This is a genomic window from Thermoanaerobacter sp. RKWS2 (genome assembly GCF_026240795.1).
Lineage (GTDB): Bacteria > Bacillota > Thermoanaerobacteria > Thermoanaerobacterales > Thermoanaerobacteraceae > Thermoanaerobacter > Thermoanaerobacter ethanolicus.
The window spans coordinates 2,724,202-2,738,323 of record NZ_CP110888.1; the positions used below are offsets into that span (position 1 = coordinate 2,724,202).

The following is a 14,122-nucleotide window of genomic DNA, read 5'->3' on the forward strand; positions in this document are numbered from 1 at the left end:
TCCAACGACCAGGTGCACCACAGATTGTTGCTCCCTTTACGGGAAGCACGCAGGATAGAATAACCCCTTATGGTTGTTGCACCAGCTCTTCAATTTTACAGTCGCTATCGTTCAAATTTTAAAAAGGAGTTGGTTCTTTCATGGATTTAGTTTATTCTCATGTTTGCGGATTAGATGTCCATAAAAAGAATGTCGTAGCTTGTATAATAACACCAGAAGGTAAAGAAATCCGCACTTTTTCAACTATGACCGATGACCTTATTGCATTAAAAGAATTTATTAAAGCTAAAGGTTGTTCTGTTGTTGCTATGGAAAGTACCGGCTCTTATTGGAAACCTATTTACAATCTACTTGAGCTTGAGAGCATTAAAATCCTACTCGTCAATGCTAAGCATATTAAAAATGTCCCTGGTAGAAAAACCGATGTAAAAGATGCTGAGTGGATAGCAAGTCTCTTACAACATGGCCTTTTGCAAGGCAGCTTTGTGCCAGATCGTGAACAAAGAGAACTTCGCGAGCTTGTACGCTATAGAAAAAGCCTCATTGAAGAAAAATCAAGAGAACTTAATCGCATACAAAAGGTTTTAGAAGGAGCTAATATCAAACTGTCTTCGGTAGTCTCTGATATCAACGGGGCATCCAGTCGTTCTATACTTGAGGCTATTATAAATGGTGAAGAAAATCCCGAAACCCTGGCTGAGCTTTCTCAAGGCAAGCTAAAAAATAAAATGGATGAACTAAAACGCGCTTTAAAAGGCTTGATCAATCATCACCAAAGGATGCTTCTGGAAATACAGCTTAGACATATTGATTACCTTGATGAAGAAATAGCAAAATTAGACGAAGAAATTAAAAATCGAATGCTCCCTTTTGAAAAGACCTGGCACTGCTGGATACAATCCCTGGAGTCGGAAGAAGAACTGCAGAACAAATAATAGCCGAAATCGGCACGAATATGGAACAGTTCCCCTCTGCTGCCCATTTGTGTTCTTGGGCAGGGTTGTGTCCAGGTCATAATGAAAGTGCTGGTAAACAAAAGTCTGCAAGAACTCGAAAAGGTAACCAAAAATTGCGAAGCTCTCTTATTGAAGCTGCCAGAGCTGCCTCAAGGGCAAAAGATACTTATCTCTCAAGTCAGTACCACCGCATCGCTGCTCGAAGAGGAGCAAACCGTGCAGCAGTTGCAGTGGCACATAGCATTTTAATTATAGTTTATCATATTCTCAAGCAAAAGCAACCATATATTGAATTAGGTCCTACTTATTATGAAGAGAAAAAGCGTAATATGATTATTCGTCAATCTTTAAAAAAGCTAGAGTCTTTAGGCCTTAAGGTCACGGTCGAATCTGCAGTGTCTTAACTTTTAATTTAACTTTATTAACCATTTATTTATCCCATATTTTTACATCGGTATGGGTTTAGTTTTTTGTTGCCTTTTTGAGAGACACTATTTTCAGGATAGGTAGGCTAAAAACCCTTTCTTCTGGGCTTAAAGGCCTGTCCTCATATTCAGTTTCAATTCCTTATAGGTAGGCTAAAAACCTGATGATGTAAGACCGTTGACCGACCATGTAACAGGTTTCAATTCCTTATAGGTAGGCTAAAAACGCTGTATCTGGTGCAACATCATCACAGATGCAGAAAAGTTTCAATTCCTTATAGGTAGGCTAAAAACCCACCAGGCGATGGGGGGAAGCCTGGTCAATAGATAGTTTCAATTCCTTATAGGTAGGCTAAAAACCGATACCCCTTATGCGGTCGAGGATGCGGCCTTCATGTTTCAATTCCTTATAGGTAGGCTAAAAACTCCTGGAGCGGGCTCGAAGATAGGGAGGTGTAAAAAGTTTCAATTCCTTATAGGTAGGCTAAAAACATGTTCGGACTTAAGAACATATTCTCTTACGGAGCCAGGTTTCAATTCCTTATAGGTAGGCTAAAAACGTAGACTTTCTCATCGACTGCGGGAGGTACCAGGCTGTTTCAATTCCTTATAGGTAGGCTAAAAACACGCCATCCCTGGCAGTAGAACGGCCAAGGATTTTGTTTCAATTCCTTATAGGTAGGCTAAAAACCCGCACTTTTAGCCGCCGCTAGATTGTCATACTGGCGTGTTTCAATTCCTTATAGGTAGGCTAAAAACCCGCACTTTTAGCCGCCGCTAGATTGTCATACTGGCGTGTTTCAATTCCTTATAGGTAGGCTAAAAACTGGAATACCTTGCGAAGGGTAATTATCCGGCCGTCGTTTCAATTCCTTATAGGTAGGCTAAAAACCGGCGTATCAGATATATTTTCTTTGGCCGATATAACCCGTTTCAATTCCTTATAGGTAGGCTAAAAACGGGAATAAGTTTGGCCCGAACAGTCTTCACAGGATTTGTTTCAATTCCTTATAGGTAGGCTAAAAACATTTGCTGGAGTTTTGGCTGATGATGTTATTCTAATGTTTCAATTCCTTATAGGTAGGCTAAAAACAAGAAGCAATTGTTTGAACAAATGAAAGCTCTTGCTTGTTTCAATTCCTTATAGGTAGGCTAAAAACTAGCGGTAGGCCAATCAGATTTATCATTACAGAAACACCGATGTTTCAATTCCTTATAGGTAGGCTAAAAACCAGAAGCTACCCCTAAATAATATCTTGCAGTAGGCATGTTTCAATTCCTTATAGGTAGGCTAAAAACTGTCTTTTGCAGGCACTTTTTTATTTGTCTCTTTTTAGTTTCAATTCCTTATAGGTAGGCTAAAAACTGCTCAAATTTTTTATTATTTAAATTGCCCAGAACCCTGTTTCAATTCCTTATAGGTAGGCTAAAAACAAGAGTTATTGTCTGAATTAGAATTAGACAGATTAGAGTTTCAATTCCTTATAGGTAGGCTAAAAACCAGCAATCAGACAACAGTCCAACGATATGAGGAGAGTTTCAATTCCTTATAGGTAGGCTAAAAACTCAAATGCTTTGTCGGTTGTGCCCGCAGCATTCCCCAGTTTCAATTCCTTATAGGTAGGCTAAAAACTATTGTTAGAGGCGCTTTAAAACAAGCGGTAAAAAAGTTTCAATTCCTTATAGGTAGGCTAAAAACTCTGAACAGCTTGATGTCATACGTGGGCAGTTCCGTAGTTTCAATTCCTTATAGGTAGGCTAAAAACTTGTACACTACGTAGGCATCGCCTATTTTATCTACGTTTCAATTCCTTATAGGTAGGCTAAAAACGCTCCTGTTACAGCCATATAGTGCATGCATTGTACAGTTTCAATTCCTTATAGGTAGGCTAAAAACTAGGCTAGCAAGTGATTCCTCTTCACGATAGTACCCAGTTTCAATTCCTTATAGGTAGGCTAAAAACTCCTCCTTTTTATTTTTTTCTTTCTGTTTTATATTAGTTTCAATTCCTTATAGGTAGGCTAAAAACGTTATAATTGAGTCAGAAGCAAGGGAAAAGGAAAAATGTTTCAATTCCTTATAGGTAGGCTAAAAACTCTTGCTTTGACGTGGCAGGACATAGATTTTAAAAAGTTTCAATTCCTTATAGGTAGGCTAAAAACTAAGTGCTAACTTTTATGAGTTTTTGTAAAAGTTCTTGGTTTCAATTCCTTATAGGTAGGCTAAAAACACAAAGAATTACAACACGTTATACGCTTGTATCTGTTAGGTTTCAATTCCTTATAGGTAGGCTAAAAACGGAGGGTCTATTTCTATGTGGTTTTCTATCTTTTCGTTGTTTCAATTCCTTATAGGTAGGCTAAAAACCAAGCCTATTCCTTCTTGTTCGTATTTTTCAAAGTTTGTTTCAATTCCTTATAGGTAGGCTAAAAACTCTCTTGTACAGAATCCATCATCTTGTTTTCCTCCTTGTTTCAATTCCTTATAGGTAGGCTAAAAACGATAACACAGTTTTAAAAATGGCAAAAAAGAGAGCTTGTTTCAATTCCTTATAGGTAGGCTAAAAACTGCACAAATCCAAATAAGGCTGATATGTAAGCCTTCGTTTCAATTCCTTATAGGTAGGCTAAAAACAAGCAATGTAGAGAAAGGTGTAGTAGAAACAGAACTGTTTCAATTCCTTATAGGTAGGCTAAAAACATTTCACGGGCTGGAGTTACTTCTTTGTTGGAAACTGGTTTCAATTCCTTATAGGTAGGCTAAAAACTCAAAAAATATCAAAAATAAAAATGCCTTCAAATTCAGGTTTCAATTCCTTATAGGTAGGCTAAAAACATTGATTGCTTACGTGGTATTGCAACAAAAGTTGTAGTTTCAATTCCTTATAGGTAGGCTAAAAACTCATTTTTAACCTCCTTTCAATACCGGCAGTATTTGGTTTCAATTCCTTATAGGTAGGCTAAAAACCTGTCGTCGGTTTGACACCAAAACAAGCAGAAGCGGGTTTCAATTCCTTATAGGTAGGCTAAAAACGTAGAAGATGTAAATTCAAAGATAAATACCTTCATGGTTTCAATTCCTTATAGGTAGGCTAAAAACAAGGCACAGATGTAGTAAATATTGATGACCTTAACTAGTTTCAATTCCTTATAGGTAGGCTAAAAACTCATTCTAACATGCATAAATAGCACATTATACACCTTACAATTTTTTAATTTCTGTCAAGTATCTTGACTTTATTATACCATATTGTCCAATAAAATCAATTACTTTATGAAAATCAGAAAAATAAAAATGTCGTCTATCCCCAGGTGTTTTTGCCTTATTTGGGATCGACGACAAATTTGTTACCATATACTTGTGACTCCTTTTGTTATAAAACCTGTTTCTTTGTCATAATAATCATTTAAACTATCATAATTTACATACTTAAAACCCCAAATATCAGGAGGCATATTTTCCACTGTTGCAGGTATTGATATTACATATTTATAAAAGTCAGCTTTAAATCGATTAAAAATATTTCTCCTTTCAAATAGATTTTTTATGTCTTTAAGCTCAACATACTTATGCCACAATTCTTTAGCTTCATCATTCAATTCAATAAATGCATCTACTTTATAATAGTCATCTTCAATTAATTCAAATTTGGAAATACACATATTTCCATCTTCGCTATCATACCTCAATGTGTATATAGCATCTAATAGCTCTCTTCCTTCATTTGAGGACATTCTCTCTGATACTTCTTGATAATATTTCTCTATAATCTTCAAAAGTTCTTGCTCTTTTATAGTATCATATTTACTTAGTATTTCACGCGTTATGCCAAGTAATATTTTATCATAAACATATTTTGAATATTTTTGACCTTTTTCATCTATCAATGATACAACATAGACTTCTCCTTTTCCTCTCCAGTTCCTGTTGCACCTTCCTGCTGATTGATTAATAGAATCAAGAGGTGCTATATCTCTTACAACAACATCAAAATCAATATCTACCCCTGCTTCTACTAATTGAGTCGTTACAGCAAACCTTATCTTACCTTCTTTTATTTTTTCTATTCTTTCCAACCTTTCCATAGGTACTACATGTGTTGACATGTAAATTATTTCATCATTAGGTATCTTAGCCCTTAATATATTATAAAATTGTTGAGCAGATTTTATAGTATTTAGTATGAAAAGATAGCTTTTACCATCATTTAAATCAAACATTTCGCTTAGCTCTTCTAAGGTAATATCTCGACTCAATTTGGGAATAATTTCTACCCTATCCATTTGAGTAAAATATTTAGTCTTGGCTACTAATGGATAAATTTCCTCTTCTCTAAATATTAACGGCTGAGTAGCAGTTACAAAAATTATATATGAATTTAATTCATTTGCAACCGCTTTTAAAAGTTCTTTTGTCAAAAGCCAATATTTAAATGGTATTGATTGGACTTCATCAAGTATAATTATAGAATTCGCTAATCTGTGGAACTTCCTCAAAGTTTTATTTTTTTCAGACACTAATGTATGAAAAAATTGAACAAAAGTAGTTATTATTATTTCTGAATTCCATCCTTCTATCAATATTTTGGCTTGTTCATCTTCAAATTCAGTATTATTTTTAGTATATCTTATATCTGACAAATGATGATGTTTCAATATTATTTCTGTATCTGGTTGAATTCCATTATATCTTAACAAATCTTCAAGCACATTAGAATTTTGTTCTATAATACTTAAAAATGGCAAAGAATAAATAATTCTATATTTTACACCGGTTTCTTTATACAATTTGGCCCATAATTTCATCGCAAAAGCAATTGTAGTCAACGTTTTGCCAAGGCCTGTAGGAAGATTGATAGACATTATTTTTTGTTTAATATCTATATCCTTCTCTAATACTTCTTTATAGGCTTCCTCTCTCAATAAATTAATTTTACTTTCTTTATCTGGAAAAGATGCTTTATACTCTTTTACAAGCTGCTCTTCAAACTTTATTTCCGGCCGTTTTATATTGTCAATTCCAACAACAACTTCAGTTTTATCGGCATCAACAAGTAAAGAAAACAAAAAGTTTAATAATAAATATATAGAAACATCTTGCTCCTCTTTAAGTCTTCTTAATTCTCTTTTGATTTTTCTTAATTCAGAATTAATACTATCAATATAATCATTTATCGCTGATTTAGTCAAATTTTCATTTAAGCCAGCATTTCTAAGCTTTCCATTTAATACTTGTAATTTTTCATCATCTATACTGTTAAGCTGTTTTTTAAGTACTTCTAACTCTTTATCATCTAATATAACTTCATTAAAAACATTTTTTAAATCTCCATGGTGATTTTTAACAATTAAAAAAGCTATAAAAGGAAACAATATCCCCTTTCTATCCTGAGCATTTATTTCATTTTTAACCAAATAAAAGGCTACAACTGCAGATAATAAAGAATGGTGCGTTTCTTCCATTGTTTTTAATTTATTTCTCTCTTTCTCGTTTTCAGTAAACAAATACTTTTGAAAATAATTTGTCGCTTTTCCAAAGTCGTGGCATAAAGAAATTATAGTAGCTGTTTTTAAGAAAGTCTCTTTATCTATTATCGCCACCTTTTTTCGTTAAAGTAGCTTCTAATTATTTTAGAAGTATTGATGAGATGGTCTTCTAAAAATTTGTCAGGATGGGAGTATAATTCAGAAAAAGATGACATGTTCACCCTTAACCTCCCAACATTTCTTTACATGACACTTTATGCTTTGTCCATTTACTTCATATAAAACATCTTCGTAACTTAAAACAACCCTATCTTCATTCATACCTGCAGGTATCTTTTCTTTAAAATATTTTTTGCCATTTTCAAAATAAATTTTGTCCTCTACAATAGATTGAAATGGTAGTACTGATAAAATATCTACTTCTGCATTTTCTATTTCTTCTGCTTCATATACCCCTATAAACTTATAATCAGCAATCATTTCACTTAACCCTAAAGACAAAGTATACACATTTCGGCGATTTTTTATTTTTTCCACTATGTCTTCAAATAAATCATTATCTTTATGCATAAAGTAAATCCGATACGCTGCATCTTTTACAAATTCTGTCTTCACTTGCGTTCTCGCCTCATGATTTTTAGCTTTATAAGGTATCCAGTAATTCCCTTTTGTATTTATTAAATTCAGTCCCAATCTGATTTTTTTAATAGGGTTCAATATCCTGATAGCAACTTTGCAGTTTTCCTCTGAAAAAACTTTGAGATATTCTTTTTTGTCAATCCCCGCTATCGCCCCCAACATGCCTTTGACAGTTGGGGGTGGTGGAAAGGAAAAAGTAAGCGGGGAAGAAGTAGTATAGTATTTTCTGAAATGTCCATAGTCCCCGAACACATCAAAAACTAAAGTCTTCATCTCTATATCCCCTTAATATTGGAGTTTTTGAATGTTTAATCCTTCCAAAGCTTTCTCTAATGTACATTCTTCTCCATTACATGTAAATGTAACTCTATAATCGTAAATGTATTTTATCAATTTTATTTTCTCTTGGTTTTGTTTTAGCACTGCCACAAGTTCTGTTATATCGAGTTTGCCATCTTGTATATCTCTTATTTCTTCGTCTTCCATCTCATGCACAAATTTTATGCGTTTTTCAAGCTCACCTATTTGATAGTTGTTCTCTTGGTATACCACTTCTATTAATAATCTTGGCATATGTCCCATTTTTGAACCTGACATTAAATTTTTGGTACCATTCCACATTCCTTCTAACATCAAATCAACATCTTCAACTGTCAAAGGTATATTCTGATTTATTGCAGCATTTTCATTAACAATCCCATAAAAAGCAATTAATGAGTAGGGTAATATGTATTTTTCTGTAAATGTTCCTTGCCCTCTACCCTCTCCAGATGGCATAACTGTTGTACCTTTTATATACATTAAATCTACCTTATGAAGAGATTTGCCATATTTGAATTGTACTGGGCCAGTGAGGGTCATTACTTTGTCTTTTACTGCAGTTGTTGCTCCAAATAGCCTTACATCAATGCACCTGGCAATTATATCTTCATCTTTACCAAAATCCCCTATCCTATCTTCTTTTGTCCTTAGTTTTCCATCCTCTTTTCTTGTTTCAATTATAAACACTTCTTTGCCTTTGTAATAAGCAAGATAATCCCTTATCGTCCTTTTAAGTCTTACATCTGTCACTATGTTTATTCCCGTTTCTTCATCTATACGCGGCTTGTTTTCATCCACCGGGTCGCCATTAGGATTTGCAAAGCTCACATCATAGAGAAATAAAATCTCTGCACGATTTTTAATAACATTTTCCATTTATTTTTCCTCCCCTTCTTTTTTATAAATAATACTTGTCAATTCATCAGCTAAATTAATACCACAAGCAAAGTAAAAATTTATTTCGTCAACAGACATATTCCAATTATCTCCCGCTAAGAGAAGATAATCAGAAGCTTCTTTCGCTAAGAGTCTTTTACCTTTGTCAAAAGAATCGTATTCTTCAAGTTTATTTTGCACTTTAGGAAGAAGACCTTTTATGTCTTTTTCATCCATTTTTAATCCTTTTAAATTTTTCATGAAAGGCTTAGCTTCTCTATCTGAGTACTGTTTTCTCAATAAAAGTTCTGTTAAAGCCCCTAAAAGAACAAGTCCTCTTTTTAAAGGCATTTCAAAAGTAGGACCATATTTGGCAAAAAAGCTATCAAATATTCTTTCCTCCATTGGGATAACCTCCATTTTTATCAATTTCATTTTTTCAAGAAAAGCTATCGTCATTAACCCATCTGCAGTTGCAGCTTTATAATAACCATCCTTCACAAACTCTTCTCTTATTTTTTTCATTATAAGGTTGTATAAAAATCCCAAATCCACTGCCCTTCCTCTAAAAATCCTATCAGTTATATCGAGAAAATAACCGTCCAAATCATTATCCCTTTTATTTGAGTCAGATTTAGACATAAAGCTTCTTATATTTTTAAAAGTAAAACTATTTCCAAAAATTTCATCTACTTGTTCTTTCGCATTAAAAATTTCTCTCAAATGAGAAGGAAACACATCTTCTATTAAAAGCAATATCCTTTCTGCTGAATTTGATTTTCTTAAAAACAACAAATTGACAGTCATAGAATCTTCTGCATCAGCCAGGTAATCTAATATCTCATCTTCATCTCCAATAAATCTCTTTTTTACTTCTCTCTTAAGAGACAAAAGTCTTTCCGAACTCTCAAATATTTCTCGTACTTCTTTTCTTACAAATTCTTTTCCTATAATGAAATTAGGTATTAACTGATACTCCAAACCATAAAATCTGAAAGTAAGCTCATTTTCAAGGTATCTCTTTCCTTCTTCTAAAGCAAGTCTACATTCTGCACATACAGGATAGTTCTTCCATGATTCTTTTTCATTAAAGCCGCCTGCAATATATCCTGGTTTGTCAATTGTATAAAATTTATATGTATCAACTGTACCAAAAACAATATCTTTCTTTTGTCCGCAAATTGAACATACTTTATCTTCTGCATAAATTTCCTGATACTTTTGACTGTCTAATTGTAACATTAAATCTCTAAATACATTAAAATCACCAATATATTTGTACTCTCCATCTACATTAAATTTGAGTATAAGAGATAATCCTTCTTTTTTGGGAAAATCTCCTCGAATTTTCTCTGCTTCTTTGATAATTTCATCACTTTTTTCTTCTAATATGTCTTTTATTCTTTCAAGAAAAGCTCTATCTTTTTCATCGATTTTTATTGACTTGTCTTTTAGCACCTTATTAAACCAATTTTTTATTTTGCCATTAAATGTTTTTGGCACTTCTGTTATTTTTGCAGCAGGGGTATATCCAGGAGCATTACCACCTGTATCTGTAAAAATGTATCTACTTATTTTTGAATCGTCATACTCTTCAAGTCTAATTCCTTCATATTCAATCTCATCTTCTTTTACAATGAAATTTATAGCAATTATTTTAGAGTATCTACCATCCTGATTTGGATTTTCTATAAGTACGTCCAGCAAAGTTTTGTTTTGAGATTTTAACACCATCTCCCCTAACTCTTTTATTGCTGTTATCATCCTCTCTCCCTCCTTTCTTTCACCCAATTATCTCAAAACACCCAAATCCTTGGGAGTTTTTTGCACCCAAACCTGTATAGTAAGCAAGTTCTAATAATTCAGGACTGCTTTCTACGTCGTATATACCCATCCATCCCTTCACATAAACATTTTTGTATTTAATCATCTTTGAATATCTCCTATCTTCCTTTTCTGATAAGGGATAAAGCTTAAAATATGGATCTTTCGCTTTTATTTTGTATACTAATTCATACTTTTTAAGCAGATTATTAAGTAAAAGAGGAGAAAATTTTTCATCCCAAGGGGAATAATAATAAGTATACTTTATGTCACCATCCTTTAAAGTAGTATACATCACAACTGGAGAAATAAATTTTATCCTTGCTTTATTTTTAAAAACAGGAGGATTGTCTATATTGAGTGAATTCAAAATAAATTTTTGACCATTAAAATGGCAATACTCCTTTTTTAACGCATTTTTTGAAATATCAAATATAAATTCATCTAAAGGAGAGGCAACAGTAAATTTAAAAGGAGGTTTTATGCTTATTTTTTTCTGCCCTTTGGAATCTGTTAAAATCTTGAACTCCCCTTCAATTCTTGAAAAAGTAAATAATTTAAATTTTCTTTTTTCATATTGAAATCCTTCATCATGTAAAAAAGCTGCAAACTCACTGTCCCCCATGAGGTCATACAAAAAGCCTTGAACTATATAATTATAATGAATTGGCAATACTAAATTTTTTTCTCCCACAAATTCCAAAGTAATTCTCATAATAACACCTCATAAATTTATTCCAGTGAAGATATGGATATATTGGTTTTACGTGTATATAATTCTACATTAATTCCCATTTTTCCTTCTTAACTTTTAAAAAATTTTTAATGATTTTGTCTAAATTTATTTAATAAATAGTAAACCATAAAACAAAAAAGAAAAGCCCATTTTGAGCTTTTCTCTCTTTACAAAATTTCCTGAAGTGTCTTCCAAGCCAGTAAAGCACATTTTACACGGGCAGGAAAGTCAGATACTCCCTGCAATACCTGTGCATCCCCTAATTCATCTAAATTTACGTCTTTTTTGTGTATCATGTCTATAAATTCTTGAACAAGCCTTAAGGCCTCTTTTTTGTCTTTCCCTTTTATAAGGTCTATCATCATAGAGGTTGAAGCTTGGCTTATAGCACATCCATGACCTGTAAAAGATGCGTCTTCTATAATGTCACCATTCATTTTTAGATAAAGGGTAATGTCGTCACCGCAAAGAGGATTGTGCCCCCTTTCTTTGTGAGTAGCATCTTTAAGCTCTCTCCTATGAGGGGAGTTTTCATAGTGTTCCATTATAACTTCAGAATAAAGCTGATTTAAATCGCTCATTTAAACCACTTCCTGACTTTTTTTAGTCCTTCCACAAGGGCATCAATATCCTCAAAATCGTTGTAGAGATAAAAGCTTGCTCTTACAGTTGCAGGAACGCCTAAGTATCTCATTAAGGGCTGGCAACAGTGATGCCCACTTCTTACAGCAACTCCTTCTTCATCGAGAATTGTAGCAACATCGTGAGGATGAACTCCTTCTACATTGAAGGAAATTATTCCTCCTCTTTCCTTCGCGTCTTTGGGGCCATACAATTTTACAAAGTCTAATTCTTTCATTTTTTGAAGACCATACTCCAAAAGCTCGCCTTCGTGTTTATATATATTGGTAAGCCCAATTTTTTCTATATAATCTATGGCAGAAATAAGCACATACGCTCCCTCTATATTAGGAGTACCTGCTTCAAATTTAAGAGGGGAAGGTGCAAATGTGGAATAGTCCTCGTAAACCTCGTCTATCATTTCTCCTCCTCTTAAAAATGGCGGTACCTCTTTAAGTAAATCTTCTTTTATATATAAAACCCCAATCCCCATAGGTCCTAACATCTTGTGACCAGAGAAGGCAAAAAAGTCACAATCTATCTTTTGTACATCAACAGGCATATGAGGTACACTTTGTGCTCCATCTATTAATACTTTTGCCCCGTATTTGTGGGCAATATGTGTAATCTCCTCCACAGGATTTATTATTCCCAAAACATTCGACATGTGTTGCACAGCAACTAATTTTACTTTTTCAGACATTTTTTCTTTAAAGTCTTTCATAGAAAGCCTAAAATTTTCATCAAGATAGACATATTTAAGCTTTGCCCCTTTAGCTTCTGCTACCATCTGCCATGGGAGTATATTACTGTGGTGTTCAGCTATGGTAAGTAGTATTTCGTCTCCTTCGTTTATATGCTTCATACCCCAAGTGTAGGCTATAAAGTTTATAGACTCTGTTGTATTTCTTGTGAAAACTATAGACTCTTCTTTTTTGGCGTTTATAAATTTTTTTACCCTTTCTCTTGCCTCTTCATAGGCTTGTGTTGAAAGTACACTTAAATAATGGGGGCTTCTGTACACATTGGCATTTAGCTCTTCATAATATTTATCCATAGCCTTTATTACTTCAATTGGCTTTTGTGTTGTAGCGGCATTGTCAAGATATACAAGCCTTTTTCCATGGGGCTTAACACTCAATATAGGAAAGTCTTTTTTTATTCTTTCAATATCGATATTTTTCACTTTATAATCCTCCTTCCTATATGACCCTTTATGATGATTTCTCTTACAGGGTCATAAGGAATCAAGTCTATAACAGGATTTAATATGGCTTGAACCATTAAAAGCCTTGCCTCTTCTAAACTAAAGCCTCTGCTCATCACATAATAGAGTTTGTCTTCATCTATTTGCCCTGCACTGGCTGAGTGGTTTGCCTGTACATCATCTTCTCCGCAGTAAAGAGCAGGAATTGCAACGGATTTTACAGTTTTGTCTAATAAAAGTACTGTTTCATTTTCTTCAGCTTTTGCCTTTTTTGCACCTTTTTTAATGTCAATATTTCCTATAAAGGTAGCCTTTGCACTTCCTTTTAAGGCTCCTTTTAAGTCCACACTGCTGGTAGTTTTAGGAGCTTGGTGGTATACTTTATAAGCCATGTCATATTTTTGACTATCCACACCTAAAAAAATGGATTTGGAAGTAAAGGTACCTCCTACCTCATCAAGATATACCGCCACATCAAAAGCGCTTACTTTCGAGCCTATCACAACATTTGACCAGTTGACCATAGCATTTTTCCCTACAATTACAAGGTTATTGTCAAAGTCGTTGAATTCGTCTCCCAATCTTTGTATTTTTACTATATTTACAGTAGAACCTTCTTTTGCAATCACCTGCGTTATGCCATTGTGAAAGCCTTTTGTACCTGAATTATAGTCAAAAACGATTGTAACTTGCGAATTAGCTTCCGCTTCAATTATGTTATAATCAATCAATGTGTCATTTTGTTCATTTGTTATATAATCAATCACTATAGGTTTTTCAACATTACTGTTTTGAGAAATCTCAATGTGAAAACCTGCATTGTAAAAATCTTTTACCATATTTATAAATTTGCCTTCTATACCAAAAGCTTTATCCCTTAAAGCCAATATCTCTGTCGGCAATCCAGCTAATTTCTTTGTCTCTTTTATTTTTACTGTATCATGAGACAAATCTTTTATTACTGCTGAAGTGTATTCTTTATAAGAAGGCTGTTGTATTTCCTCCATACTAACTCTCTTCCACATATTTT

At 33.6% G+C, this 14,122-nt stretch carries 7 protein-coding genes, 2 pseudogenes and 1 CRISPR repeat array; of the genes and pseudogenes, 1 reads left to right on the forward strand and 8 read right to left on the reverse strand.

Annotation, left to right across the window (positions count from 1 at the left end; translation table 11 throughout):
• Positions 1-140: 140 nt before the first annotated feature.
• Positions 141-1,360: pseudogene (locus tag OEI98_RS14380) on the forward strand (IS110 family transposase).
• A gap of 152 nt (positions 1,361-1,512) precedes the next feature.
• Positions 1,513-4,548: direct repeats of the CRISPR family, unit length 30 nt; unit sequence GTTTCAATTCCTTATAGGTAGGCTAAAAAC.
• A gap of 181 nt (positions 4,549-4,729) precedes the next feature.
• On the opposite strand, the pseudogene cas3 reads toward OEI98_RS14380, so the two are convergent.
• From cas3 to sufD, 8 genes and pseudogenes are all read right to left on the reverse strand, one after another.
• Positions 4,730-7,083: pseudogene (cas3, locus tag OEI98_RS14385) on the reverse strand (CRISPR-associated helicase Cas3').
• Positions 7,067-7,780, reverse strand: a complete 714-nt coding sequence (cas5b, locus tag OEI98_RS14390) for a type I-B CRISPR-associated protein Cas5b (RefSeq protein ID WP_003871404.1) — start codon at positions 7,778-7,780, stop codon at positions 7,067-7,069. The pseudogene cas3 and the gene cas5b overlap by 17 nt, the downstream one beginning before the upstream one ends.
• Positions 7,781-7,792: 12 nt before the next feature.
• The gene (gene cas7b, locus OEI98_RS14395; RefSeq protein ID WP_003871405.1) at positions 7,793-8,704 is read right to left on the reverse strand and encodes a type I-B CRISPR-associated protein Cas7/Csh2; all 912 of its coding nucleotides are present in this window, start codon (positions 8,702-8,704) and stop codon (positions 7,793-7,795) included.
• On the reverse strand, positions 8,705-10,468 hold the full coding sequence (locus tag OEI98_RS14400) for a TIGR02556 family CRISPR-associated protein (RefSeq protein WP_266038666.1): 1,764 nt from the start codon (positions 10,466-10,468) through the stop codon (positions 8,705-8,707). It lies immediately after the preceding gene.
• Between the two features lie 19 nt (positions 10,469-10,487).
• Complete coding sequence (cas6, locus tag OEI98_RS14405) at positions 10,488-11,243, reverse strand: CRISPR-associated endoribonuclease Cas6 (protein ID WP_003871429.1); 756 nt, start codon at positions 11,241-11,243, stop codon at positions 10,488-10,490.
• A gap of 188 nt (positions 11,244-11,431) precedes the next feature.
• The gene (gene sufU / locus OEI98_RS14410) at positions 11,432-11,845 is read right to left on the reverse strand and encodes a Fe-S cluster assembly sulfur transfer protein SufU (RefSeq protein ID WP_003871430.1); all 414 of its coding nucleotides are present in this window, start codon (positions 11,843-11,845) and stop codon (positions 11,432-11,434) included.
• Positions 11,842-13,071 (reverse strand): cysteine desulfurase, encoded by a 1,230-nt coding sequence (locus OEI98_RS14415; protein WP_003871431.1) that lies wholly within the window; start codon positions 13,069-13,071, stop codon positions 11,842-11,844. Before OEI98_RS14415 ends, sufU begins: the two co-directional genes overlap by 4 nt.
• Entirely contained in the window at positions 13,068-14,117 is a 1,050-nt protein-coding gene (gene sufD, locus OEI98_RS14420) for a Fe-S cluster assembly protein SufD (protein WP_004399629.1), read from the reverse strand. Before sufD ends, OEI98_RS14415 begins: the two co-directional genes overlap by 4 nt.
• Positions 14,118-14,122 lie beyond the last annotated feature (5 nt).